General features: G+C 69.1%; 20 protein-coding genes. 10 read left to right on the forward strand and 10 right to left on the reverse strand.

Annotation, left to right across the window (positions count from 1 at the left end; genetic code table 11):
* Positions 1–57: 57 nt before the first annotated feature.
* Positions 58–666 (reverse strand): DUF3159 domain-containing protein, encoded by a 609-nt coding sequence (locus ACFYRU_RS15380; protein ID WP_387658376.1) that lies wholly within the window; start codon positions 664–666, stop codon positions 58–60.
* Positions 663–1,814, reverse strand: a complete 1,152-nt coding sequence (locus ACFYRU_RS15385) for an FAD-dependent oxidoreductase (protein WP_387658379.1) — start codon at positions 1,812–1,814, stop codon at positions 663–665. The genes ACFYRU_RS15380 and ACFYRU_RS15385 overlap by 4 nt, the downstream gene beginning before the upstream one ends.
* Before the next feature lie 188 nt (positions 1,815–2,002).
* Between ACFYRU_RS15385 and ACFYRU_RS15390 the strand changes: the two genes are divergently transcribed.
* Together ACFYRU_RS15390 and ACFYRU_RS15395 are read left to right on the forward strand one after the other, a co-directional pair.
* A complete protein-coding gene (locus ACFYRU_RS15390; protein WP_387658381.1) occupies positions 2,003–3,157 on the forward strand; it encodes a Glu/Leu/Phe/Val dehydrogenase in 1,155 nt (384 codons plus the stop codon).
* Positions 3,157–4,479 (forward strand): 2-oxoadipate dioxygenase/decarboxylase family protein, encoded by a 1,323-nt coding sequence (locus ACFYRU_RS15395; protein WP_387658384.1) that lies wholly within the window; start codon positions 3,157–3,159, stop codon positions 4,477–4,479. The genes ACFYRU_RS15390 and ACFYRU_RS15395 overlap by 1 nt, the downstream gene beginning before the upstream one ends.
* Here ACFYRU_RS15395 and ACFYRU_RS15400 read toward each other — a convergent pair.
* The gene (locus ACFYRU_RS15400; RefSeq protein WP_387658387.1) at positions 4,476–5,393 is read right to left on the reverse strand and encodes a LysR family transcriptional regulator; all 918 of its coding nucleotides are present in this window, start codon (positions 5,391–5,393) and stop codon (positions 4,476–4,478) included. The genes ACFYRU_RS15395 and ACFYRU_RS15400 overlap by 4 nt on opposite strands.
* Positions 5,394–5,539: 146 nt before the next feature.
* On the opposite strand from ACFYRU_RS15400, the gene ACFYRU_RS15405 reads away from it, so the two are divergent.
* Genes ACFYRU_RS15405 through ACFYRU_RS15415 form a run of 3 tightly spaced genes read left to right on the forward strand, consistent with a single transcriptional unit; the run spans position 5,540 to position 11,035 of the window.
* Positions 5,540–6,700, forward strand: a complete 1,161-nt coding sequence (locus tag ACFYRU_RS15405) for an NAD(P)/FAD-dependent oxidoreductase (RefSeq protein WP_387658390.1) — start codon at positions 5,540–5,542, stop codon at positions 6,698–6,700.
* 13 nt (positions 6,701–6,713) lie between these two features.
* Positions 6,714–8,249 carry an aldehyde dehydrogenase family protein gene (locus ACFYRU_RS15410; protein WP_387658393.1) on the forward strand — a complete coding sequence of 512 codons (1,536 nt, stop codon included), beginning with the start codon at positions 6,714–6,716 and terminating at the stop codon, positions 8,247–8,249.
* Between the two features lie 5 nt (positions 8,250–8,254).
* Complete coding sequence (locus tag ACFYRU_RS15415) at positions 8,255–11,035, forward strand: FAD-binding and (Fe-S)-binding domain-containing protein (RefSeq protein ID WP_387658396.1); 2,781 nt, start codon at positions 8,255–8,257, stop codon at positions 11,033–11,035.
* Here ACFYRU_RS15415 and ACFYRU_RS15420 read toward each other — a convergent pair.
* From ACFYRU_RS15420 to ACFYRU_RS15445, 6 genes are read right to left on the reverse strand one after another with little or no spacing between them, the layout of a single operon-like run.
* Entirely contained in the window at positions 11,032–12,279 is a 1,248-nt protein-coding gene (locus ACFYRU_RS15420; protein ID WP_387658399.1) for a DUF362 domain-containing protein, read from the reverse strand. The genes ACFYRU_RS15415 and ACFYRU_RS15420 overlap by 4 nt on opposite strands.
* A complete protein-coding gene (locus tag ACFYRU_RS15425; RefSeq protein WP_387658402.1) occupies positions 12,263–13,336 on the reverse strand; it encodes an alpha-hydroxy-acid oxidizing protein in 1,074 nt (357 codons plus the stop codon). The genes ACFYRU_RS15420 and ACFYRU_RS15425 overlap by 17 nt, the downstream gene beginning before the upstream one ends.
* Entirely contained in the window at positions 13,336–15,294 is a 1,959-nt protein-coding gene (locus ACFYRU_RS15430) for a hydantoinase B/oxoprolinase family protein (RefSeq protein WP_387658405.1), read from the reverse strand. Before ACFYRU_RS15430 ends, ACFYRU_RS15425 begins: the two co-directional genes overlap by 1 nt.
* Positions 15,284–17,347 carry a hydantoinase/oxoprolinase family protein gene (locus ACFYRU_RS15435; protein WP_387658408.1) on the reverse strand — a complete coding sequence of 688 codons (2,064 nt, stop codon included), beginning with the start codon at positions 17,345–17,347 and terminating at the stop codon, positions 15,284–15,286. The genes ACFYRU_RS15430 and ACFYRU_RS15435 overlap by 11 nt, the downstream gene beginning before the upstream one ends.
* Complete coding sequence (locus ACFYRU_RS15440) at positions 17,344–18,696, reverse strand: MFS transporter (RefSeq protein ID WP_387658411.1); 1,353 nt, start codon at positions 18,694–18,696, stop codon at positions 17,344–17,346. The genes ACFYRU_RS15435 and ACFYRU_RS15440 overlap by 4 nt, the downstream gene beginning before the upstream one ends.
* Positions 18,697–18,711: 15 nt before the next feature.
* Positions 18,712–19,647: a dihydrodipicolinate synthase family protein gene (locus ACFYRU_RS15445; protein ID WP_387658413.1), complete on the reverse strand. Its 936-nt coding sequence runs from the start codon at positions 19,645–19,647 to the stop codon at positions 18,712–18,714.
* A gap of 123 nt (positions 19,648–19,770) precedes the next feature.
* Here ACFYRU_RS15445 and ACFYRU_RS15450 point away from each other — a divergent pair, with 123 nt between their 5' ends.
* Positions 19,771–20,541 (forward strand): IclR family transcriptional regulator, encoded by a 771-nt coding sequence (locus ACFYRU_RS15450; protein ID WP_387658416.1) that lies wholly within the window; start codon positions 19,771–19,773, stop codon positions 20,539–20,541.
* Positions 20,542–20,577: 36 nt separating this feature from the next.
* On the opposite strand, the gene ACFYRU_RS15455 is transcribed toward ACFYRU_RS15450, so the two are convergent.
* Positions 20,578–21,111 carry a zeta toxin family protein gene (locus tag ACFYRU_RS15455; RefSeq protein WP_387658419.1) on the reverse strand — a complete coding sequence of 178 codons (534 nt, stop codon included), beginning with the start codon at positions 21,109–21,111 and terminating at the stop codon, positions 20,578–20,580.
* Positions 21,112–21,161: 50 nt separating this feature from the next.
* Between ACFYRU_RS15455 and ACFYRU_RS15460 the strand changes: the two genes are divergently transcribed.
* The 4 genes from ACFYRU_RS15460 to ACFYRU_RS15475 all read left to right on the forward strand — a co-directional run bounded on the left by ACFYRU_RS15460 (position 21,162) and on the right by ACFYRU_RS15475 (position 25,607).
* Positions 21,162–21,548, forward strand: a complete 387-nt coding sequence (locus ACFYRU_RS15460) for a hypothetical protein (protein WP_387658421.1) — start codon at positions 21,162–21,164, stop codon at positions 21,546–21,548.
* Positions 21,549–21,631: 83 nt separating this feature from the next.
* Positions 21,632–22,741: a GNAT family N-acetyltransferase gene (locus tag ACFYRU_RS15465; RefSeq protein ID WP_387658424.1), complete on the forward strand. Its 1,110-nt coding sequence runs from the start codon at positions 21,632–21,634 to the stop codon at positions 22,739–22,741.
* Positions 22,713–23,663, forward strand: a complete 951-nt coding sequence (locus tag ACFYRU_RS15470; protein ID WP_387658427.1) for a potassium channel family protein — start codon at positions 22,713–22,715, stop codon at positions 23,661–23,663. The genes ACFYRU_RS15465 and ACFYRU_RS15470 overlap by 29 nt, the downstream gene beginning before the upstream one ends.
* A 222-nt stretch (positions 23,664–23,885) precedes the next feature.
* Positions 23,886–25,607 (forward strand): hypothetical protein, encoded by a 1,722-nt coding sequence (locus ACFYRU_RS15475; protein ID WP_387658429.1) that lies wholly within the window; start codon positions 23,886–23,888, stop codon positions 25,605–25,607.
* Positions 25,608–25,667: the final 60 nt, after the last annotated feature.

The raw sequence follows: 25,667 nt of genomic DNA on the forward strand, positions 1-25,667 counted from the left end.
ACAATACCCGCGCCTTTCAGGCGCCGACCTGAACCCGAGCGACGTCCTCGGGCGTTGCTAGACGGCTTCGGTGCGCAGGATGCGCCAGCTGAAGTAGACGCACGCGGCCAGTGCGGGCATGGTCAGCAGGGTGTTCGAGATCGCGAGCGGGATCACCTTGCCGGTCAGGTAAAGCGGCACCATCACCACGGCGCCGATCACGAACTTCGACAGGAAGACCGCCGTGCATTTCTGGTACTGCTTCCGGAGCGCCCGATCCCGCCGCCAGCCGAACCGGTCACCGCGCGCCGCTCCTACCGCGAGACCGATCACCGGCCACCGCACCAGCATGGACACGAGGAACACCGTCCCGCCGACCACGCTGGCCAGCACACCGGTCAGATAGAAGTTGACCGCCTGCCCACTGCTCCCGGCCATGAAGGACGATACTCCGACAGTGAGCAACCCGGTGGCCGCTTGCCAGTACTTCCGGTCCGTCCACACTCGTGCGACCGCAACGATGCACACAGCACCGACCGCGACCAGCGCAGCGACCAGTACTCGTTCGGTGATCAGATAGGTGATCAGGAAGACCGCTCGGGACGCGAGAGATTCCGCCACTGTGCGCCAGCCGCCGACCGCGGTGAACACCGACAACGACTTCTGCGTCAGCAGGTCGAACCTCATGCGGTTGACCCGGCAGCGGTGCTGACGGCGGGGGAGTAGCTGTCGCGGCGCATCCGTTCCTCGTACGCGCCGATCGCGGCCTGCACCTCCTGCTCGCCTTGTGCGGCCCGTACGAGTTCGTCGCACAGGCGCTGCCCGTCCTGCATCGCGAGGTTGCCGCCGAACCCAGGTGTCACGTGGATCGCGTCACCGAGGAGCGTGACCGCGGCAGGCGTCCAGGCCGGCGCCGGCGGGATCATCGCGGCCTTGAGTACGAGCGTGCGCTCCGGCCACGCCGCCTCGACGACCTCGCGCAGCCTCCGGGGAAGCTCGCCGGCCAGGTCCTGCGCCAGCCGCCACAGGGCCTGCGGTGACTCGGCCGGACCCAGCTGCTCCCGGGTCGTTGGCAACGCCCACATCAGGTAATCTTCGGCGTCGGCCACGGCTCGGGAATCCAACGTGGGCAGCAATTCCGCACGCGCTGCGGCCGGAGCCTGCGTGAAGCGCAGTACACCCATCGCCATCATCCTGCCGCCGGCCTGCGCCCGCGCGGCGCTGTGCCCGATCAGGTCGGGTAGGCCAGTGGCGGCCGCGCGTCGCAGTGGGGTCGCGCCCATGAGCATGCGCTTGCCCGTGTCGACGACGCGTACGTCCGGCAGGTACTGGCTGCGGACCGTCGACCCGATCCCGTCCGCACCGACCAGTACGTCGGCGACGTCCGTACGGCCGTCGGCGAACCACGCCCGTACGGTGCCGTCCACCAGCTGGTCGATCCGCGTGAGCTGCGCACCGAACCGCACCGCGTCGCCCAGCCCACTGAGCAACACCGCTCGCAGCAACGGCCGGTCCACCTGCCGTCCGGGCCGCACCGGCCCCGTCTTCGCGTCGAGCGTCTGGCTGCTCTCGATCACGAGCTCGCCATCCACTTCGGACAGCGTCAGAGCCTGCTCGCGCGATCCGCCCATGGTGGCCTCCACCATCGCCACCTGCGCCGGTGGCAGGCAGGCCCGTACCGCTCCCACCCCACGATCGTCGAAGTGCAGGCTGATGCCCTGCGCGCGACCTTGCGGACCGTCCCGTTCGTACACCACGACGTCGATCCCCGCCTGACGCAGTCCGTTGGCCAGCGTCAGACCACCGAGTCCCGCACCGATCACGATCACGCGCATCCGGCTGCACCTTTCTTCATCATCGATGAAGTTAACCGTACAGCAACCCCGTAAACAGCGTCGGAGTGACGACGAGGCCGAGCGCCAGAACCTCTTGGCCTCGCCCTCGAGTCAGCCGTCCTCGCCGTCTGGTGGGCAGCCGCGCGCTGCGGTGGGATGGATGACGCCCGGAGACGAGGAGTGGATCGGTGCTGAGCGATACCTTCGAACTGATGGACGAGTGGGGTCCCGAGAAGGTCGTGTGCGTTTCCGACCGGCGGACGGGGATGAAAGGCGTCCTGGTCATCGACAATTCGGCCCGGGGCATGGGCAAGGGTGGTACCAGGATGAGCCCGACTCTCACGGTGAGAGAGGTCGCCCGGTTGGCGCGCACGATGACCTGGAAATGGGCCGCGGTGGATCTGTTCCACGGTGGCGCCAAGGCCGGCATCCTCGGCGACCCCGCCGCGCCGGACAAGGAACGGATCCTGCGCGCGTTCGCCCGGGCGTTGCGGAACGAGGTGCCGAGCGAGTACGTCTTCGGCCTGGACATGGGTCTGTCCGAGGACGACGCGGCCGTGTTCGCCGACGAACTCGGTGACCTCGGCGCCGCGGTCGGTCTGCCGCGCGCGTTGGGCGGTCTCCCGTACGACGAGCTCGGCGTCACGGGCTACGGCGTCGCGGAGGCTGTCGACGCGGCCGCGCAGGTCGTCGGACTGTCGCTTGCCGACGCCAGGGTGACCGTTCAGGGGTTCGGGGCCGTCGGCTCTGCGGCCGTCGAGCGACTGGTCGCGCTCGGCGCCGTCGTGGTCGGTATTGCCACGTCCCAAGGCGCGGTACTGGACCCCGAAGGCCTCGACACCTCCGCGCTGCTTGCCCTCCGCAACGAATACGGAGACTCCTGTGTCCACCACTGCGGGACGGCGGTTCAGCCCGCTGAAGCCGTGTTGACCGCGGCTGCCGACATTCTCGTTCCGGCCGCTGTTCAAGATGTCATCGACAAGGACCTTGCTGCCGCGACCAGCGCTCGACTGATCGTCGAGGGTGCGAACCTTCCGACCACCGCGGCGGCACGCGAAGTGCTGGCCGCCCGCGGCATTCCCGTGGTACCGGACTTCATCGCGAATGCCGGCGGCATCGTCGCGGCGGCGCATTCGATGGATGCGAGGTACTCGCCGTTCACCGTCGACCCCGCCGACGTTTTCCCGATGATCTCGTCGAAGATCCGGGCGAACGTCGTCACCGTACTGGCGGAGGCCCGCAGCCGGCAGGTCCCTCCCCACGAGGCCGCTCAGCTGCTCGCCCAGGACCGGGTTCGCGCTGCCATGCGCAAGCGCGGTCAGATTCCCCCGGAGGAGATGTGATGTTCGTCGATTCGACCACGCTGCGAGCCCGCTTCGCCGGCCGGCTCTCGGATCTCTACGGCAAGGAGGTCCCGGCGTACACGACCTTGCTCGAGGTCTCGCAGCAGGTGAACAAGCGCGTCCTCGAACGTGACGGCGCGGACGCCGAGCGGCTCGGCTCGATCGATCGGGTCACCGCGGAGCGCCACGGGGCGATCCGGGTCGGCAGCCCGGCCGAGCTCGCGCAGGTGGCCAGGGTCTTCAGCGCGCTCGGTATGAGTCCGACGGGTTTCTACGATCTGCGGGACGCCCACCCGCGGCCGATCCCGGTGGTCTCGACGGCGTTCCGGCCGACCGATCGCACCGAGCTCGCCAAGAATCCGTTCCGGGTGTTCACCAGCATGCTGGTGCCCGAGGACCGGCGGTTCTTCGACGCCGACCTCGAACGACGGCTCAAGCAGTTCATCTCGCGTCGCCGGCTCTTCGATCCCGAGGTTCTCGAGCTCGCCGACCGGGCCGAGGCCGACGGGGGGCTGCAGGCGGATGCTGCCGGGCGCTTCCTCGATCTCGCCACCGCCTCGTTCGCACTGTCCGGCGAACCGGTCGACCGCGCCTGGTACGACGAACTCGAACGGGTGTCTGGTGTCGCTGCCGACATCGGTGGCGTCACCACGACTCACATCAATCACCTCACTCCGCGAGTCCTCGACATCGACGAGCTGTACGCCGACATGCAGGCCCGTGGGATCGAGATGATCGACAAGATCCAGGGACCGCCACGCTGGGACGGGCCGGACGTTCTGCTGCGGCAGACCTCCTTCCGGGCGCTGGCGGAGCCACGCAGGTATCGGGAGGCCGACGGCTCGATCGTCGACGGGACGATGCGGGTGCGCTTCGGCGAAGTCGAGGCCAGGGGGATCGCGCTGACCCCGGCGGGACGAGACCTCTACGACAAGGCCATGGCCGACCAGGACCACTGGGCCGAACTGATGCCTGGCAGCGAGCAGGAGCTCCATGACCAGCGGTTGGCGTACTTCGGCTACCGGGTCTCGCCGGCGCGGCCCGCCGCGGCTCCGGTGCCTGGAGCGACACCGTACGAGCTGGTCGCGGGTGGCTGGATCGTTGCCGAGCCGATCGTGTACGAGGACTTCCTGCCACGATCCGCGGCCGGCATCTTCGCGTCGAACCTCTCCGAAGCCGGCACGATGGACAGCGATCAGGGTGGCGCCGAACGCGATCTCGGCTGGCTCGCGGAGCGCATCGGCCGCACGGTCCACGTACCCGAGGACTTGTATCTGGCGGAGAGCACGGCGTCGTTCGAGGCCGCTGCCGAGGCTCTTTAGCCTGTCGTCCATTCGCCGCGGGCGGGCCGGAAGTCGCCGGATCGGAAGGCGCTGAGAAGGCCGTCCCAGGAGCCGTCCGGCAACATGGGGGAGCGCACCGCGAGGACGTCGCGGTACGCCCGCTCGGCGTCGAGCCGCACGCTCGTCACCCCGTCGACGGGGCGAAGGCTCAGCTCCGGCACGACCGCGATGCCGAGCCCGGCCGCGACCAGACCGTGGACGACGCCGTAGTTGTTGCTGCGATGCGCGATCGTCGGCTCGAAACCCGCGTCGGCGCAGAGTCTGCGCAGCGTGGACGCGCCGGCGGTACCGGCGCGGGCGGTGATCCACGACTCGGCTTGCAGGTCTTCGACGGTGATCCCGCCACCACTCAACGGATGTGTTTGCGGAAGCAGCAGGTACAGCCCTTCGCGCAGCACTTGTACGGCCTCGAAGTCACGCGGGACCTTCGTCGGCACCGCGCCGTACCGATAGATCAGTGCGAGGTCGAGCTCGTGTGCCTGCAACAGCCCGAACAACTCGTTGGGTTCACCCTCGGTCAGGTGCACGGCGACGCCTGGATGCGTGTAACCGAAGCGTGAAAGTGCCGCGGGGAGCAGCCGTTCGGCGGCGGTCGGGAAGGTGCCGAGGCGGATCCGTCCGACGGTGCCGCGCTGCCGCAGGACGATGTCGTCCTCCAGGGTCCGCAACTGGCCGAGGACCTGATCGGCCCGCTCCACGATGAAGTGCGCCATCGGAGTAGGGGTGACGCCGTGCGCGCTGCGCTCGAAAAGCTCGGTGCGGGTCGCCCGTTCCAAGGCCGCGATCTGCTGCGACACCGCGGACCCGGTGTAGCCGAGCTCGCGGGCCGCATCGGCGAAGGACCCTGTTCGCAACACCGCTTGGAGGGTCTGCAGCTGGAGCGGATTGAGCATGAAAGATTGTAAACGCACCGTGCCGAGATACGCCCGTCAGCGAGGTGAATACGCCTGTGGACTGGCCAAGAGATTCTTATGCTGACGACAAACCTGCTTGCCGGTGAAGGGTTCCACCTGGACCCCGATGACGGCAGGGTGGTGCCATGAAGCACGCTCGTGTCTTGCCTGCGGTGGCCGATGTGGTTGTCATCGGCGGCGGAATCATGGGTGTCAGCGCCGCGTACCACCTGGCGGCGGCCGGTCAGCAGGTCGTACTGCTGGAGAAGGGCGCGCTCGGGCAGGGATCGACCTGTCGGGCCGCGGGTGGCGTCCGGGGGTTCTTCTCCGACGAGGTGAACATCCGGATCGGCCTGCGGAGCCTGGAGGTCTTCGAACGGTTCGGGGACTTGTTCGGCACCGAGATCGACCTGCACCAGAGCGGCTACCTGTTCCTCGTGGACAACGTTGCCGACCTGGAGTTGTTCGAGCGCAACGTCGCTGCACACAACGCCGCCGGCGGCGAGAGCCGGATGGTCTCGGCGGCTGAGGCGAAGCGCCTGTCCCCGCTGATCGACACCACCGGAATCCTCGCGGCGGCATGGTCGCCTCGCGACGGACATTGCACGCCGGAGTCGGTGGTACAGGGGTACGCGAAGGCGGCTCGTACAGCCGGAGCGGTCCTGCTGACCAACTGCGCTGCCACGGGGATCGAGACCGACGGCCGCCGGATCGTCGGCGTGGCGACGGCCGCGGGCACCATCCGGACCGACCAGGTGGTCTGCGCGGCAGGCGCGTGGTCAGGGCAGGTCGGCACCTGGGTCGGGGTGGACCTGCCGGTGGTCCCACTGCGCCGTCAGATCGCGACGACCGCGCCGATCCCCGGTCTCGCTCCGGAGACACCGTTCACGATCGACTTCTCGACCTCGCTGTACTTCCACACCGAAGGCGAAGGCCTGCTGCTCGGGTGTCCCGAGGGCGTCGACTCGTGGGGCTTCGACACCGGTCGCGACCCCGCCTGGCTGGCGGTCCTGGCCGAGGCTGTCGAGCGCCGCGTCCCGGCGTTGGCGGAGGTGGGGCTCGTCAGCGGCTGGGCCGGCCTGTACGAGATGACCCCGGACCACAACGCCGTCATCGGCCGGTCGCGAACCGTGCCGGGCTTCGTCTACGCCTGCGGTTTCTCGGGCCACGGCTTCTTGATGGGGCCTGCGGTCGGAGAGGTCGTCCGAGATCTCTGCCTCGATCGCGAGCCGGTCATCGACGTCGGCTCGCTCGACGTCGAGCGGTTCGCCGGCGCGGCACCCCATCCCGAACTCAACATCGTCTGATCAGGAGCTGACCATGTCCCGCACCGATCTTCCGACCTCCGGCGTCCTCGGCGCGCAAGCGCTCGACGCCGCCCGAGCCTGTGGCGTCGACCTGACCGCCGTCACCGGCGACCAGACCCACCGCTCGCCCGTGAGCGGCGGTGAACTCGGCGGCGTACGGTGGGCCGGCGCGAGCGCGGTCGACGACGTGGTCGCCCGGTCCCAGGCCGCCTTCCGGGAGTGGCGGAAGGTGCCGGCGCCGGCCCGGGGCGCGGTGATCAAGCGGTTCGGTGAGCTGCTCGCCGAACACAAGGCCGACCTGGCCACGCTGGTCAGCGTCGAGGTCGGCAAGATCACCTCCGAGGCCCTCGGCGAGGTGCAGGAGATGATCGACATCTGCGACTTCGCGGTCGGGCTCTCGCGGCAGCTCTACGGCCGTACGACGGTGTCCGAACGCCCTGGGCACCGGCTGATGGAAACCTGGCATCCGCTCGGCGTGGTCGGCGTGATCAGCGCCTTCAACTTCCCGGTCGCGGTCTGGTCCTGGAACACCGCCATCGCCCTGGTGTGCGGCGACACGGTGATCTGGAAGCCGTCGGAGCAGGCACCGTTGTGCGCGTGGGCGTCCGCCGCGCTGCTCGACCGCGCGCTGGCCGAGAGCGGTGCGCCCGCGGATGTGTCGCAGGTCGTCGTCGGCGGCCCGGAGCTCGGCGAAGCGCTGGTGGACCATTCGGGTGTCGCTCTGGTCAGCGCGACCGGTTCGACCCGGATGGGCAAGGCGGTCGGCCCGCGGGTCGCGAACCGGTTCGGGCGATCGCTACTGGAGCTGGGCGGCAACAACGCCGCTGTCGTCACCCCGTCGGCCGATCTGGACCTCGCGCTGCGGGGCATCGTGTTCTCCGCCGCCGGCACCGCCGGGCAGCGCTGCACGACGATGCGCCGGGTGATCGCGCACACCTCGGTGGCGGCGGAGCTGACCGAGCGGCTGGTCGAGGCGTACGGCCGGCTTCCGATCGGCAACCCGTTGGCACCTGGAACGTTGGTCGGCCCACTGATCCACGGCAAGGCGTACGACGCGATGACGGCGGCGATCGCCCAGGCCGGGGTCGAAGGGGGCAAGGTGGTTGCGGGTGGGAACCGTGTCCTCGCCGACGCGGCACCGGACGCCTTCTACGTCGAGCCCGCGATCGTCACGATGCCCGGCCAGACGGACATCGTACGCAGCGAGACGTTCGCGCCCCTGCTGTACGTGCTGATGTACGACGACCTGGGCGAAGCCATTGCCCTCAACAACGATGTGCCGCAGGGCCTGTCGTCGTCGATCTTCACCCGCGACCAGGCCGAGGCAGAGGTGTTCGTGTCCGCCGAGGGATCCGACTGCGGCATCGTGAACGTGAACATCGGCACGTCGGGCGCGGAGATCGGTGGTGCGTTCGGCGGTGAGAAGGAGACCGGTGGCGGTCGCGAATCGGGTTCGGACGCCTGGCGCGCTTACATGCGCAGGGCAACGAACACGATCAACTACTCGGGCGAGCTGCCACTGGCCCAGGGCGTCGACTTCTCGGTCTGACCGCGATGACGACGGATCTCTGCGCCGAGTTACGGTCGCGAGGTGTCGGTGACGTCGACGACTCGCCGCTCGCACGCGCCATGTACGCAGGCGACGCGAGCCTGTACCGCGTCGTCCCCGGGGTCGTGGTGCGGCCGCGGCGGATCGAGGAACTGCTCGCCGTCCACGCGGCCGCCCGCGAGCTGCGGGTGCCGATCACGATGCGCGGTGCGGGGACGTCGATCGCCGGCAACGCGGTCGGCTCCGGCATCGTCGTCGACACCCGGCGGCTGCAGCGCGTCGTGTCGATCGATGCCGAGGCCCGTACGGCGACCGTCGAACCCGGGGTTGTCCACGCGGACCTGCAACGCGCGGCCGCGCCGTACGGTCTCCGCTTCGGACCCGATCCCTCCACCCACACGCGATGCACCATCGGCGGGATGATCGGCAACAATGCGTGCGGCTCGCGCGCGTTGGGCTACGGCCGTACGGTCGACAACGTCGAAGCTGTCACCGTCCTGTTCGGCAACGGCGAGACCGCGTCGTACGGCGGTGGCCGATCGGCTGCCGGTGCGACCGCGGGGCAGTTGCTGGAGTTGGCGGGCGGCAACCTCGCGCACCTGCGGACCGAGTTCGGCCGGTTCGGGCGCCAGGTGAGCGGCTACAGCCTGGAGCATCTGCTTCCGGAGCACGGCAACCGCGTGGAGCGCTTCCTGGTCGGCAGCGAGGGCACGTTGGGAACGGTGCTCGAGGCAACCGTTCGGCTAGTTCCGGACGACCACCGGCGGCTGCTGCTGGTGTTGGGCTATCCCACGATGGCCGAGGCGGCAGACGCCGTACCGGCACTGCTGTCGGCCGCGCCCGGTCGGCTGATCGCCTGCGAGGGCATGGATGCGCGGATCGTCGAGCTAGTACGCGGCCGGGGCAAGCCGGTCCCGGACCTGCCGAAGGGCGCCGGCTGGTTGTTCGCAGAGGTGGCCGGTGAGGACGGGCTCGACCTCGCGGCCCGTCTCGCTGCCGCGTCGGGCGCGCTGGAGACAAGGCTGGTCACGGATGCAGGCGAAGCGGCTGTGCTGTGGTCCATCCGCGAGGACGGCGCCGGCCTGGCCGGAGTGAGTCTCTCCAGACCGGCCCACTCCGGTTGGGAGGACGCTGCGGTGCCACCCGAGCACTTGGGCGCCTGGCTGCGCGAGTTCGAGGAGCTGCTCAGCGAGCACGGCTTGCACGGTTACCCGTACGGCCACTTCGGCGACGGATGCGTCCACTGCCGGATCGACTTCCCGTTCGAGGCCGGGGACCCCGCGAGTACGTCGGTGTTCCGGGACTTCATGATCCAGTGCGCGACCCAGCTGCGGACGTACGGCGGCTCGCTGTCCGGAGAGCACGGTGACGGCCGGGTCCGCTCCGAACTGCTCCCGCTGATGTACGACGAGACGTCGATCGGGCACTTCGCGCAGGTGAAGGCGATCTGCGATCCGGACAACCTGCTCAACCCGGGCGTCATCGTCGATCCGGTGCCGATCACGAACGACCTGCGTGCCGTACGGCCGCGCGCCGTCGTCGAGCGGCCGGGGCTGCGACTGATCCACGACGGCGGTGACCTTGGTGCTGCGGTCCATCGCTGCACGGGTGTGGGTCGCTGCGTCGCGCCGCGGACGACCGGCGTGATGTGCCCGTCGTACCTGGCGACCCGCGACGAGAAGGACTCCACCCGGGGCCGCGCCCGCGTACTGCAGGAGGCACTGGACGGGTCGCTTGTGGGCGGCCTGGGTCATGAAGCCGTCGGCGAGGCGCTCGATCTCTGCCTGTCCTGCAAGGGTTGCTCGTCCGACTGCCCGGCGGGTGTGGACATGGCGACGTACAAGTCCGAGGCGTTGTACCAGCGGTACGCCTCCGAGCGACGCCCGCGCTCGCACTACCTGCTCGGCCGGCTGCCGACGTGGGCCCGGCTCGCCGCGCCGGTGGCACCTCTGGTCAACACCTCGATGCGACTCGGGCCGTTCGCGAAACTGGCCAAGAAGGTTGCCGGAATGGATCAGCGGCGGTCGATCCCGGCGTTCGCGGCGCCGACGCTGCGACGATCGGCGCGGCGGCTCGGACGGCGGCGGGAGACGCCGGACGTCTGGATCTGGGCCGACTCGTTCACCGACCACTTCTTCCCGCGCTCGGGGCTCGCGGCGATCCGCTTCCTCGAAGCGCGCGGCCTGCGGGCGCGAGTGATCCCCGAGAACGCCTGCTGCGGCCTGACCTGGATCACCACAGGTCAGCTCGACCAGGCGCGGCGGATGATGGAACGCACCATGGGAAGGCTGGCGCCCTATGTGGAGTCCGGCGTGCCAGTTGTCGGCCTCGAACCGTCCTGCCTCGCAACGCTGCGCAGCGACGCTGCCGAGCTGACGGATTCGCCCGCGGCGAAGATCGTTGCCGACGGCATCTTGACGTTCGCCGAGCTGGTGACCAGGTTGGACCTGCCACTGCCCGATCTCAGCGGGGTACACGTGGTCGCGCAACCCCATTGCCACCACTCGGCCGTCCTCGGCTGGTCCGCGGACCAGGCACTCCTGGAACGCTCCGGTGCAACGGTGACCAAGGTGCCCGGCTGTTGCGGTCTAGCCGGAAACTTCGGCGTCGAGCAGGGCCACTACGAGGTGTCGGTGGCGATCGCCGAGACTCACCTGCTGCCCGCGGTACGCGAGCACCCGGACGCCGTCGTACTGGCTGATGGAATGTCGTGCCGGGTCCAGCTGGACGACCTCGCGCAGGTTCCCGCGATGCATCTCGCGGAACTGTTGGTGTCCAGGGTCTAGGGCATCTCGACGTCTTCGCTGCAAGCATCCAGCAATGCGGACGAGATCTGCAGCTCGCCGAGGCTGAGCGTGTCGCGGATGCGTACGACGCGGGCTTCCGCGGGGTCGGGCAGCCCGAGGCAGCCGACAGCGATTCGCAGTCCGTCCTCGAGATCCGGTACGACGACCGGGCAGGCGCTGCTCGCGGGGGAGCCACTGGTGAGGCTGTTGCGGTACGTCACCTGCCAGTCGATCTGTTCGGCCATCCGGCGCGTGATGAAGTCGGCGTTGCCGATCCCGGCCGCGTTCCCGTGGCTGGCTTGGGTGAGCTCGCCGACGACGATGTAGCGGATCCGCGGCGTGGTGAACGGTTGCTCGGACGCGACGCGGTGCCGTCCGATCACCTTCGAGTCCATCCCTGCCCCGGACACGTCCTTGCCGAACCGCTCGACGACCAGGACATCGAGTTCACTGACCGGCAACGTCGCGGTCCACTCCTTCGCCGTGCCGAGCAGGACGGCCTCGCGTTCGAGCAACCGTTCCGGCGCGACCGCCTCGACGATGCCCGTCTGGTGCGCGCCGTTCTCCACGATGCCGATGCCCGCGGCCACCCGGCCGGTGGCCAGGATCGCGTCGGCCGCGGCCACGACGACAGCCTCGAGCCCGTGGCCGCGCGCGGCGAGCCGGTGCTGGCGGGCGGCACCGTCCGGTCCGCCGAGACCGATCGCGAGCATCTTGGCCATCCCGGACTCGATCCGGCCGGAGAAGTCGGTATGCGGCTTGACCCGGTTGACCACCACGACCGCATCCGCCTCGGCCGCGGCGCGCAACATCAGCACCGGTGACCCGAGCGCTTCGGCGACCGGCACCGACCCGGTACCGCAAATGATGGGGCAGCCAACGGATTCCTCGGTGATCCCGAGGCCCGCGAGGACCTCGCGCTGACCGTGCGCGGTCGCGCCGCCGTGACTGCCCATCCCTGGAACGACGAACGGTTTCGCGCCGAGTGAGTGCAGCTGCGCGACGCAGGCCCTGACGACCGGTACGAGGTCTGTGATGCCCCGGCTCCCGACCGCTACAGCCACCCGTGCACCGGCCAGCGAAGTGAGCCCGAGCGCCGTCAGGCTCTCGCGCGTCGCTACACCTGGATCCGCGAGCGTGGCGCCGCGCGCGGGTTGGCGGACGGTCACCATGGCGGGCAACACGTCCGCGCGTACGACGCCGGTCAGATCCGCGCCGGCCGGGCCGTCACCAGAGTGCGTCATTGCCGATCTCCTCCGTCGTCCGCAGGCCGCACAGTGCCATCGCCATCTCGAGCTCGACCCGCAGCCGGGTGACGACCTGGCGTACGCCCTCGGCGCCGTCGACGGCGAGCCCCCACAGGTAAGGCCGGCCGATCAGCACCGCGTCCGCGCCGAGCGCGAGGGCCTTGAGTGCGTCGTCACCGGAGCGGATACCTCCGTCGACGAGCACCGGCACCCGGCCGGCCACTCGATCAGCGACGCGGGGGAGTGCATCGGCGGTTGGTGGGAGCGAGTCGAGGTTGCGTCCGCCGTGGTTCGACACGATGATCCCGGCCGCACCGGCCGCGATGGCGTGCTCGGCATCGTCGGGGCGCAGGATGCCTTTGACCAGGATCGGCAGGCTCCGGCCGGAACACACCCGGGCGAGCTGGTCCCAGGTCCAGCCCGCGTCCAAGGCCGGGCGGTAGATCTGCTCCGGATCCGTCACCGGCTCCAGTCCGCCGGGGAGGTTCTTCAGTACGCCGAACTCGAGCCCGTCAGGCAGCGTCACGCCGTCCCAGCCCTGTCCCGATCGCATGCCGGCGACGGGTGTGTCCATCGTGATGACCAGAGCTTCCGCACCGAGTGACGTGGCCTCGTCCAGCACTGCGGTCACATAGCCGTGGTCGGGTGCGGGATTCAGTTGGTGCCACCAAGGACCGGTCGCCGCGGCCGCGATCTCGGCGAGGGGCGTGGTCGTGTACGAACTGGCGACGTACGTCGCGCCGGCCGCACCCGCTCCGCGCACGCTCGCGACCTCGCCGTCGGGATGGACGAGCCGATGGCTACCGGTCGGACCGAGCAGGATCGGGTGCGGGCGGCGGCGCCCGAACAGTTCGACCTCGGGATCGATGCTGCGGACATCGATCCCGACTCGCGGCGCGAGCTGGATTTCCGCCCAGCGCTGCTCGTTCCACGCCGCGGTCCGGCCCGATCCGGCCGCCGACCCGATGTAGGCCGCGGCCTGCGCCGAGAGCCGGCGTTCGGCCAGGCGGGCGAACTCGGCCGGCGTCGGGATCCCTTGGTAGCTCGCGGTCATCAGGCCGGAACCGGTCTGAGCCCGGAAAGGATCCGGTCGCAGATCACGCGGATCTCGTTGTCGGTGCCGCGCTCCTGATACCGGCGGTAGGCCTCGTGCTTGGCCCAGTCGCGAACGCCGATCGGCAGCTCGAGCAGCATCCGGCGGACCTCTGCCTGAACGTCGTCCGGCCAACGGGCCTCCAGCGCGGCACGTTCGGACCCGAGATCGAACGCGCCGGCCCGGGCCGCGTCGCCCGAACGGAGCGCGGCGGTGGCTGTCTCGTCGAGCAGCCCGTTCCGGACCACCACGCCGTACGCCTGCTCGACGTACTCCTCGGACAGCAGGCCACGCTCGACGTCGGAGAGCACCTCCGGGACCGGACGCTCCATCGCAGCACCATAACCGGCACCGGCCGCCGACACGATGCTCACCACATCGCCCGGCCCCATCCGGAGTAGGTCGAACTTGCCGATCTCCGTGGACTCGCCACCACGATGCACGACGCAGTGGCCGGTCGTCCCGGCCTGCCCGCCCGCGACACCCCACGGGGCGAGGCCGAAGCGTTCCAGGCCGCGGCCTGTCACCTCGGTGTCGACGTGCAGCGCCTCGAAGTCGAGCCGCATCGCCAGCCCGCCACGGTACCGTCCGGCGCCACCGGTGTCCGGCACCAGCCCGTACCGGCGGACCACGATCGGGAGTGCGGCCTCGCAGGACTCGACCGGCGTGTTCCGCATGAATCCGCCGTACGTGCTCTCGGCCGCGTCCAGGCCGTCGGCGTCCGGCCGGGCACCGCCGCCGCCGAGGATCGGCTGGACGACCTCGACCAGTCGCTCGCCTGTGTCGTGCCGGGGTACCGCGGCCACCACCGGCGAGATCGAGCCGGACGAGCACGCCGGGATCTGGCCCGGGAGTGCCTGCGCGAGTGCGCCGTAGACGGCGTCGCCGACGCGGATCGCGGTCGCGTACCGGACGCCGATCGCCGCCGGGTGCTGCGCCGAGACGAGGGTGCCGGCCGGTGCGGTCAGCGTGACCGGGCGCAGGATGCTGCTGCACTTCGGCAGGTCGGCGTCGCGACTGGTCAGGTAGCCGACGAGCGCGAGGCACAATAGCGAGTTGGTTCCCTCGACCCCGGCCATGTTGAGGGCCGACGACACCTGCGGGTCGGTGCCCTCGAAATCGACCACGACGTCGGAGCCGCTGACCCGCAGCTCGACCTCGATCCGCACCGGTACGTCGGAGTACAGGTCGTCCTCGAGGTAGTCGACGAAGCGGTAGCTGCCGTCGGGGATCTCTTCGAACAGGCGCCGGGCGCGGGCCTCACCGTGGTCGAGGACCCTGTCGATGCCGTCGGCAACGGTCTGCGGACCGAACCGCCGAACCGCTTCCTGGACCTGCTGCTCGCAGACCTCCAGGCCAGCGCACATCGCCGCCAGGTCGCCCCGGTTGGTGTCCGGGATGCGGGTGTTGTCGAGGATCAGGTTGAGTACGTCGCTGTTCAGCTCGCCCGCGCGATAGAGCTTGGTCGGGCGCAGCCGGACGCCTTCCTGGTAGATCTCCCGCGCCCGCGGCCAGACGCTGGCCGGCACCGCGCCGCCGAAGTCCGAGGCGTGGATGAACGCGTACGCCCAGGCGAGCAGCACGCCGTCGACGAAGATCGGCCGTACGACGTGGACATCCGGGAGGTGCGTACACGGCTGGCCGATCAGGTACGGATCGTTGCAGATGATCACGTCGCCGGGTTCGTACGACGGAAAGTAGTCCAGCAACGCCTTCATGTTCGTACCGAGATAACCTGGCGCGCCGAGATTCCACGGATAGGCGACGTACTCGCCGCTGGTCGCGACGACGCCGCAGGAGAAGTCCGCGGTCTCCTTGATGAACGTCGCGTACGCGGTGCGCTCGATGACGTGCGACATGTTCTCGACGATGGCCTGGAACCGGTTGTACAGGACCTCGAGAGGGACCTCAGCCGACATGGGTGCTCGCCTCCACAATCACGTTTCCGAACGGGTCCATCGATGCCGTGTAGCCCGGAACCACCACGATCGTGCTGTCCGGCAGCGCGACGATCGCCGGGCCTTCGACCGGCCGGCGGTCGCTCAGCCGCCCGGGCGTGACGACCTGGGCCGGGATCGGTTCGGTGCCGTACCTGATCGTTCGGTGTACCGGCTCGGCGCCGGCCGGATCGCCGGTGGTGTGCGGGTGGGTCTCGGCCGTCGGACCGGGAAGATCGACGGTCGCGAAGAGCCGCAGGGACACCAGTTCCACGGCTTGACCGGGGCTGGCGATCCCGTAGCGCTGCGCGTACGCCTTCTCGAACGCTTCGCGCAGCGCGATGCTCGGCGCGCTGCCCAGCTCGTCCGGAAGCGCGACCTCGATCTCGTACGACTGCCGTGCGTACCGCATGTCTCCGGCCAGCTGAAGCGAGACGGGTGTTTCGGCACCGGTGAAGCCGCTTCGCTCCAGCCAAGCGGTTGCCTGACGCAACAGATCGGTCCGGACCGCGTCGTACGAGGTCTCGACCAGGTCGTCGACGTCCAGGTTCACCGTACGAATGAAGTCTGCTCGGGGTCGCGCCAGTACGGCACCGGTCGCACACAACGTCCCGGGAGACGCCGGTACGACGACCCGCGGTACGCCGAGTTCCTTCGCCAGTGCACACGCCTGAACCGGTCCGGCACCACCGAACGCCACCAGGACCGTCTGCTTCGGCTCGATCCCCGACTTCGCGAACACCGAGCTGCAGCCGCGGTACAGACTGGACGTGGCGATCTCGACGACCTGCTGCGCAACCGTCTCCACCCCGGTGCCGAGCACGGCGGCCAGCGGCTCGAGGGAATCGCGCGCGGCCTGGAGGTCGAGGTGCATGGTGCCGCCGGCGATGTCGACGGCTCCCATGAACCCGCAGACCAGGAACGCATCGGTCAACGTCGGCCTGGTGCCGCCTTTTCCGTAACAGGCCGGCCCTGGCTCGGCGCCGGCGCTTTCCGGCCCGACCTTGAGGACGCCGGTGTCGTCGACCCGGGCGATCGAGCCGCCGCCGGCGCCGATGGAGAAGATCTCGATGGCGGGAAGGACGACCGGAAAGTCGCCGACCTCACCGTTGCGGGACGTCACCGGCTCACCGTCGCGGATCACGGCGATGTCGGTACTCGTACCGCCCATGTCGAGGGTCAGGCCGGTGTCCACGCCGATCTCCGCGAGGACGTTCCGGACGGCCGAGATCCCCGCGGCCGGGCCGGACAGCATGGTCTGGATCGCATTGGTCGCCGCGTCGTCGATGCCGGTCACCCCGCCGTTCGACTTCGTGATCAGGCACTGCGCCGTCACGCCGAGCTCGGCCAGGCGGGTCTTGAGATCCGACAGGTACGCCTCGACTGCCGGTGCGACGTACGCGTTCATCACGGCCGCGATCGTGCGCTCGTACTCGCGGATCTCGGGCCACACCTCATGCGAACAGGTGACCTGCAGTTCGGGCCACCGATCGAGGAGAGCCTGCTTGGCCGCCCGCTCGTGCTCCGGATACAGATGTGCGTGCAGGAACGCGACGACGATGTGGTCCAGCCCCTGACTTCTCAATACGTCGACCTGCTCCAACAGTGCGTCGGCGTCGAGGGGCGTGTCCTCCCGCCCGTCGACCAGCATCCGTTCCGGTACCTCGGCCACCCGGGACCGCGGAATCAGCGGCGCCGGGCGGACGGCGAACAGGTCGACCGGCTTGCCGAGGTGCAGTCTCCGCAGCTCCAGTACGTCGCGGAATCCGTGCGTGACGACCAGGCCGAGCTTCTCACCGCGACGCTGGAGCACGGTGTTCAATGCGATCGTCTGACCGTGCACGAAGCGGGTCACGTCAGCGGGCCGGTAGCCGGCCTCGGCGAGCAGTTCGGCGAGACCGGTGACCACCGCATCTGCGGGCCGGTGCGGGGTGGTCGGCCGTTTGGCGTGGTGCCGCAGCCCGGAGTCGGTGTCGACCAGGGTGAAGTCGGTGAAGGTGCCACCGATGTCGACACCTACTTGAAGCGAGGTCACGGCTGGACCATCTCCTTGCCCGTCGTCGTGGAGGGGGAAGCGCTGTGCGCTGCATTACCAAGGGTTCTGCGGTACGTCTCGGGCAGCAGGAAGGCGATCGGTACGACGAGCAGCGCCAGTGCCGCGACGTACAGGCCAGGCGCCGACAGGACGCCGGTCCGATCGACCAGGAACTGCCCGACGAACGGCGCGGTGCCGCCGAAGATCGCGTACGCGATGTTGTACCCGGTCGACGCGCCGGAGTAACGAACAGCCGTCGGGAAGAGCTCGCACATCACCGTGGACAGGACCGCGGCCACACAACCGAACGGGACGATGAAGATGAGCTGCCCGAGGAACGCCGTACCCGGGGCGCCTGAGGAGAGCACGACGAAGGACGGCGCCGCGAGCACGAGCAGTCCGATCGCGCCGGTGATCAGCACCTTCTTCCGCCCGATGCTGTCGCTCAGCCGTCCGTAGAGCGGCACGAGGACACAGACCAGCGCGACCACGATGCTGTTCGTGACGGTGGCCGTCATCGGGTCGGTGCCGACGTTCTTCTTCAGGTACGTCGGCATGTAGCTCGTCAGCGTGTACATCGCGACCGAGTTCAGCCCGGCGATCCCCATCACCATCAGCACCGCCGGACGATGCCGGGACAGAACGGTGCGCAGCGGCGCGGACTCCTTGCCACCGTGTTCCTCGAGCGCACGGAACTGCGGAGTCTCGGCGATCTTGAGTCGCAGGTACAGGCCGACCAGGGCCAGCGGTCCGGCGAGGACGAACGGCAGCCGCCATCCCCAGGACGCGTACGCGTCCGCGGGCATCGCGGTGAAGGCCAGCACGATGAACCCGGCGAACGCGAACGGAACGGTGCCGGTGGCAACCGAGATGCCCGCCCACAGGCCGCGGCGGCCGGACGGGGCGTGCTCGACCAGGAACGTGGAGGCGCCCGTGTACTCACCTCCGGAGAAGAAGCCCTGACCCAGCCGGGTGAGCACCAGCAGGATCGGGGCGGCGACGCCGATCGCTTCGTACGTCGGAATCAGACCCATCAGCACCGTACAGACGCCCATGCCGAGGACCGCCGTCGACAGGACGCTCCGCCGGCCGATCTTGTCTCCGATCCGGCCGAGCACCAGGCCGCCCAACGGCCGGAGCAGGAAGCTGACGCCGAACACGGCGAGCGTGCTGAGGACGGCGACCGTGTCGTTTCCGTGCGGGAAGAACGCGTGCGAGATCGCGGTGGCCGAGTACGCGTACAGCGCGAAGTCGTACCACTCGACGAGGTTGCCGATCGCGGCCGTCGCGACGACGCGTGACTGCGTGGGGGCGGGGGCGGGGGAGGGGGAGGGGATGGTTGAAGACATGGGTCACCTCTGCCTTCAGGGCTGCGGACGCAGCCCGAGGTCGGAGAGTAGGGACGTGAGCAGGGCGAGGGCCTCGGGATCGTCCTCGACCGCGAGCCGGGGCAGCCGCGGGTAGCCGGCCGGCTTCCCCAGCAGCCGCATCACGGCTTTGAGTTGTGCTTGGGCTCCGCCGGCCACCCCGTTGCCGTCGGGCGTGTTGAGTGTGCTCCGGACCCGGTCGAACTCCGCCGCGATCGCCAGTGCGGCGGCCGTGTCGCCTGCCCACAGGAGATCGAAGGCCTCGGCCGTACGTGGGCCGAGGAGCATGCCCGCGCCGAAATGCCCGTCGCCGCCGTACCCGCCGGCCATCAGGCTGAGTCCTGCCGGTGTGAGGAGATTGCCGAAGACGCGAACCCGGTCTCCGACGAGTCCGATCGTGCGATGGAACTGCAGATCATCGGAGGTGCTGTCCTTGACCGCGACGACGTTGTCGATGTTCGCGACCTCGTCGAGCGTCTCGGGAGCGATGTCGGTCGAGACGTCGGCCGGGATGTTGTAGGCCATGACCTTGCCCGGGATGCGAGCGGCAGTCCGTTCGTAGAAGGCCACGACCTCGGCCTGGGTCAGCCGGGCCGCCGGTGGCGGCGAGTAGACCACGCCGTCGGATCCGGCCTCGCAGGCATGCTGGGCGAGCTCGATCGTCTCGGCTTCGTGGATGCTGGAGACGCCGATCAGGATCGGTGCACGTCCGCGGAGTTCCTTGATCGCGATCTCCGCGACCCGGATCCGTTCTTCCACGGTCTGGCAGTACCACTCGCCGGTGCTGCCGTTCGCCAGTACGCCGTGTGCCCCGTCGTCGGCGAGGCCACCCAGTACTTCGGCCAGGGCGCTCTCGTCGAGCGCGCCCTGCCGGGTGAAGGGAGTTGGCGCGGCGGCGAAGTAGCCGCGCCAGTCGACGTCGTTGCGATCCATTCCGCGCTGCCTCCTTGGATATTCGGTATTACTGAACGGCGTTCGGTCTTGCGGTGTTGTGATCCTGCGGGCTCGATCGGTGCGAGTCAAGGGGCAATTCGCAATTGCTGATAGGCTTTCGGTATGACCGAACGACAGCCACGTTCGCGGGTCCAGAGCGTCGACCGTGCGGCCCTCGTGCTCGAGATCCTCGCGGGCGTCGATGCCCGGGGTGCCGGTCTGGGGGACATCGCCGAGAAGGTCGGCGTCGCCCGCAGTACCGCACACGCACTGCTGCGTACGCTGGAGGCGAACGGTTTGGTCGCCGAGGTCGCCGGTCCGCGGTTCGTCCTCGGTACGGCGCTGATCAGGCTCGGCGACATCGCGTCGCGGCATCTTCCGATCGCGGACCTCGCGCGTCCGGTGCTGTCCGCGCTGGCTCGCGAGACCGGCCTGACGACGCGGCTGGCGATCGCCGACAACGGCTACCCGGTGTTCGTCGCGCGCGTCGACGGCCCTGGCATCGTCCGCTTCCACACCCCGCTGGGCGCGCGCGAGACCCCGAACTCGAGCGCGGCCGGCAAGGTGATCCTCTCGGACCTCGCCGACGAGGAGGTGCGCGCGGTCCTCGAGCGTGACGGACTTCCGCGCCGTACCGCCAAGACCATCGTCGACGCCGAGACGCTGCTCCACGAACTCGCCACGGTGCGGGCGCGCGGATTCGCCGTCGACGACGAGGAGGACCTCGAAGGAGTCTTCTGCGTAGCGGCCGGTGTCCGGTCCGCTGCCGGCCGCGTCGTCGGCGCCGTCTCGGCCACCGGCATCGCCTCGGAACTCCGCACCCGCTCCATCGACGAACTGGGCACCATAGTCGCCCGCCACGCCACCGACCTCACCACCCGCCTCACCCGCTGACTTCGCCGAATCGGTATGTCGTCGAGCAAGCGCGGGTCAGGAGTTGGTAGCCGCTCGCTCGACGAGCTGCTCGAGCACGAGGCCGGCGACCTCCGGCGGGGTCTCGTCGGCGACGGTCACGACGACGTCGCCGACGCCGCGCTCCGTCATCAGCTGGTGCAGTTCGTCGCTGCGGCGCAGGTGCCAAGCCAAGGATTCGCCTGACTCCCGGCGGCGCAATCGTTCGTGGAGCCGGTCGAGTGGGACGTCCAACCGGAGAATCACGATCGAGGCCCCCGGGATCGCGTCCTCGTAGTCGCTGCGCTGGTCGGGATGTTCGACGATGTCGGTGAGCAACAGCCACCCGGCTCCGCGCTCGGCGAAGTGAGGCCAGATCGCGCTGAGGTTGGTCAAACCGAGGTGGGTGTGGAACGGGTCGTCAGGATTTGCCGGCCAGAGGGCGCGGAGGGTGTCTAGGTCTAGGGCGGCTACGGGTTTGCCTTGGTGGGCGAGTAGTTCGGCCAGGTGCTGCATGGTTGTGGTTTTGCCTGCGCCGACGGGGCCGGTGATCACGACGACGACGGGCCTCATGTGGGCCATCGTTCCATGCCGGCTGACCCTGGGCGCCGTACGGTTGGGGTATGGCTGGAGGCACGGGGCAGGGGAAGTTTGCCAAGAACCTGGTGAAGTACGGGGTGCGGTACGGGCCGCTCGTGGTCGAGGCAGTGCGGCATGGGCGGGAGCCGGCGCAGCAGGCGGTGCAGGCCGCGTGGGCGAAGCGGACCGCGCGCCGCAAGGCGTTCGAGCATGCGACGACGGTCCGCGACGGGACGCTGCTCAAGGTGATCAAGGACGGGCAGGCGATCTTCTTCGTGTTCTCCGGCGACGCGATCGTGACGACGTACCCCGCCGTACCGCAGGCCACCTACCCAGAGCTGCTCCGGCACGCGGACCTCGACAAGCGCGAGACCCCGGTGATCCTGCCATCTCGCGGCCCGCACCTGCCGCGGATCCGCCGGAAACGTTGACGCGCGCGTAACATTCCGGACCCGGCGGGGCAACACCTCCAACGCACAGTGGGAAGCACGTTTCCACGAGGGAGGGCGTCCGCATGCTCTGGAAGATCAGGACCGAACTCGCCGACCGGCCCGGTGCGCTGGCCGAACTCGCTGCACGGTGTGGTGCGGACGACATCAACATCCTTCACCTGGAGGTCTTCACCTCCGAGAACGGCGCGGTCGACGAACTGGTCGTCTCGACCGGCGTCGGCTGGACCGCCGACGACCTGACCGCACTGGTCGCGGAAGCCGGTTGTTCCGGTACGACGGTCCGCCCGTGCCAGGCGGAAGTACTCCACGACGCCCCGACGAGGTACCTGCGTGCCGTACTGCGGCTGATCGACGACCCCGTGTCCGTCGACGACGAACTGGGGAACCTGCAGGGCTTCGACGAATACACCCCAGCCGAGTGGGCGCGGGCCGACGTACTCGTGGAGATCGCCGGCCGGCTGGCCGAACGCCTCGAAGCACCCGCCGGCCCGCGGCCTGGCAGCGGTGTCCCGGAGCTCCGTACGGCAACCGTCGACGATGCGGCGGCCGTCGTCGCGATGCACGACCGCTGCTCGTACGAGAGCCGCACCCGCCGGTACCACGTACCGATGCCGAAGCTGACCGCCCGTACGGCCCGGCACCTGTCCGCGCCGGCCGGTGGTGTGTCGATCGTTGCGACCGTCGGCAACGCGGTGATCGGGATGGCGACGGCCGCGCCGTGGGAGGAGCTGGGCAGTACGACGATGGAGGTCGCCGTACTCGTCGAGGACGGCTGGCAGGGACAGGGTCTCGGGCTACGGCTGCTGCGCCAGGTGGTCGACGGCGCTCGGCAGCGCGGCGCGGACCGGATCGTGTGCATGGTGCAGCCGGAGAACGCCGCGATGCTCCGCACGCTGGAGCGGTTGCGGATGCGGTCGCGGGTGGTGCGGGACGGCGACAGCCTGATGGTGAGCGTCGCCCTGTCCGACCGGAGCCTGTCGCATGCGGTGGATCGGCCCGGCGTGCCATATCGTCATACGCGTGCCACCCCTTCCCACTGGTCGGAACCCACACGGTCTGCTGGTCAACCTGCCCGCGAGCACACGCTCGCCGCTCTTTCAGCTCTTCAGCCGCTTTCTGGTAGCGCTGGGGCTGCTGGCAGTGATGGTGCTGATCGTGGTGGTCGACCGTGACGGGTACCGGGACAGCTACGACGGCAAAGTCGGGCTGATCGACAGCATCTACTACGCAACGGTCACGCTCACCACGACCGGGTACGGCGACATCACTCCGGTGTCGCCGGCCGCCCGGCTGGTGAACGCGTTCGTCGTGACTCCGCTGCGGATCGCGTTCCTGGTGGTTCTGGTCGGTACGACACTGGAAGTGCTGGCCAACGAGGGTCGCCGGATCATGCGCGACACGCGCTGGAGGAAACGGATGAAGGACCACACCATCGTCGTCGGCTACGGCACCAAGGGCCGGTCCGCGGTGCAGACCCTGCTGAGCAACGGCGTCAAGCGCGACAACATCGTGGTGATCGACCCGCGGGCCCAGGCGATCGGTGACGCGGGCAACGACCAGATGGCCGCCTTCCACGGCGACGCGACGAACCGGACGGTACTGCGGCGCGCCGAGGTGGTGTCGGCCCGCGAGGTGATCGTGACCACCGACCGGGACGACTCCGCCGTCCTGGTCACGCTGGCCGTGCGCCAACTGAACCCGAACGCGCACATCGTCGTCGCGGTCCGGGAGGAGGACAACGTCCCGCTGCTGCGGCAGAGCGGCGCGGACGCCGTCGTCACGTCGTCCGAGGCGGTCGGCCGGTTGCTCGGTCTGTCCGCGGTCAGCCCGAACCTCGGCGAGGTGATGGAGGACCTGCTGACGTACGGCGAAGGGCTCGAGGTCGCGGAGCGTCCGGTGCTCGGCCGCGAGGTCGGGAAGCCGCCGTCCGCGGTTCCGGACCGGGTGGTCTCGGTGGTCCGGGACGGAAAGGTCCATCGGTACTACGACGCCAACGTCTCGGTCCTTGCCGCAGGCGACAAACTGATCGTCGTCCGCCCCGCCAAGGAAACCCCTTGGGCGGAGCGCCCAGGTGCCGATGAGGACGAAGACTGAGCCCAAGCTGAGAAGCGTGTTCAGCTATTGACAGTGGGTGACAGCGAGGAATAAGTCTGGCTGTGTTGCACCGACGGCGGCCCGTTTGGGGGGCCCTGCGCCGTCGCCGGCCCAGCCTCGGGCCCCCTGCTGCGGGGTGGAGGCGCGCCGATGCGCAGATCGGGTTATCGGTGGAGAAATCGCTGGGGTATAGGGGCCGCGGTCATCACACTCGCGATCGCGATGATGCCGGCTCTGGGGTGGCAGGCAACGGCTGCGGCGCCGGCCGCGGTCAAGCCGAACGCGACCAACATGCTGGACTGCAACGGGTTCAGCCCGAAGTACAACACGGTCAAGCACGGACTCGGTGGGCTGTGTACCGACCCGGTCGAGGTCGACCGGAACGGAGTGCCCTGGCGATTCGAGGACAACGAGCACTACATCGGCCACGACGAACCGTCGGTGAAGTTCATCTCCAACCAGGCCGGTAGCGCGAACGACATCACGTACTTCATGCGCCTGGCCAAGGACCCGAAGGCGACGCCGACCGTGGACAGCCCGGCGGTCAGCAAGTACGCCGAACTCAGTCCGGCGCCGTGGTTCGGACTTCCGCTGTGCGACCCGAAATCGTATCCACTGAACCCTTGTACGCCGGACAGCGACAGCAACAGTTCCGCGATCAACAACCCGAACAGTGCGGGTTCCGCGTTCATGGAGCTGCAGTTCTATCCGCCGGGGTTCGGGCCGTTCATCGACGGGCCGAGCTGTGACCCGAGCGAGTGGTGCGCGGCGCTGACGATCGACAGCCTGGCGTGCACGTTCGGGTTCGCGACCTGCAACAACAACTGCATCGAACCGGTGAACTTCTCGTACCTGCAGACCGACGGTGTACCGCCGGGTCCGCCGAGTCCGCAGCTCACCGACGTGTCGACGCTGACGCCGAACAACAAGACCCTGAAGATGCACCAGGGCGACGTACTACGGGTGGTGATGCGCGACACAGCGCACGGTCTACTTGCCGAGATCAACGATCTGAGTACCGGCCGTTCCGGCTCGGTCGTGGCGTCCGCGGCGAACGGGTTCATGAACACGAACATCGCGGACTGCACCGGGACGCCGTTCGACTTCCACCCGGAGTTCAGCAGCGCGCAGCAGCAGAACCAGGTGCCGTGGGCCGCGCTCGAGGGTGGCGTGCTGATGCAGGACGAGCTCGGTCACTTCGAGGCGTGCTCCAGCGTGTCGAGCCAGCTGCCGGTGAACGACACGTTCCCGAACGGTCAGAGCTTCTCCGACCAGCAGGTGTACCAGGTCTGCAACGGTGGTGCCGAGGGCAACGGTTCCGGTGAGGGTCCGTGCGACCCGGCGACCGGGATCTGCCAGCACGCGACCACCGAGACCGGGGCCGCGTGCCCGACCAACGATTCCGCGTCGGGTGCCAACTGTGAGTTCTCCGGTGCGAACTGCATGATCGCCGGGCCGCGGATCACCGTGGTGAACGGCAAGGCGGTGATCGAGCGGTGGCCGATCGCCGGTTGCCAGGAGAATGTCTTCCAGAACGGCGATCTGGACTTCGACGGATCGTCCTACCAGGCCGACTGGCCGGACGGGACAGCTGGTCATCCGACCTCGTTCGAGTATCTCGGGCCGTTCACCGGCGGCGGGCACTCGTATCCGTCGGTACAGTTCGAGACCAACGTCGGCGCGTCCGAGATCCTCTGCAACACGATCACCGGTGCGGGCTGTACGGCGCCACCGGCCGGCGCGGCGTTCTACCCGTTCTGGTCCCTCGGGCGGTCGTCGCTCGGGTCGGGCGTGTGTACGTGGAACTTCGGCAACGTGATCGCCGGCCGGACGGTGCAGACGTTCGGCAAGACGGCACAGTACGGCACCCCGAACCTGGCCCGCTTCGGCGGTACGTCGACGAGTCCGGTACTCCCGAACCCACAACTCAGCACCTGGTGCTGATCCCCACCTGAACGGGGTCTTCGAGCACCCATCGACCATTTCCCGGTTGGTGGGTGCTCG

This window comes from Kribbella sp. NPDC004536 (genome assembly GCF_042873835.1).
Classification (GTDB): Bacteria; Actinomycetota; Actinomycetes; order Propionibacteriales; family Kribbellaceae; genus Kribbella.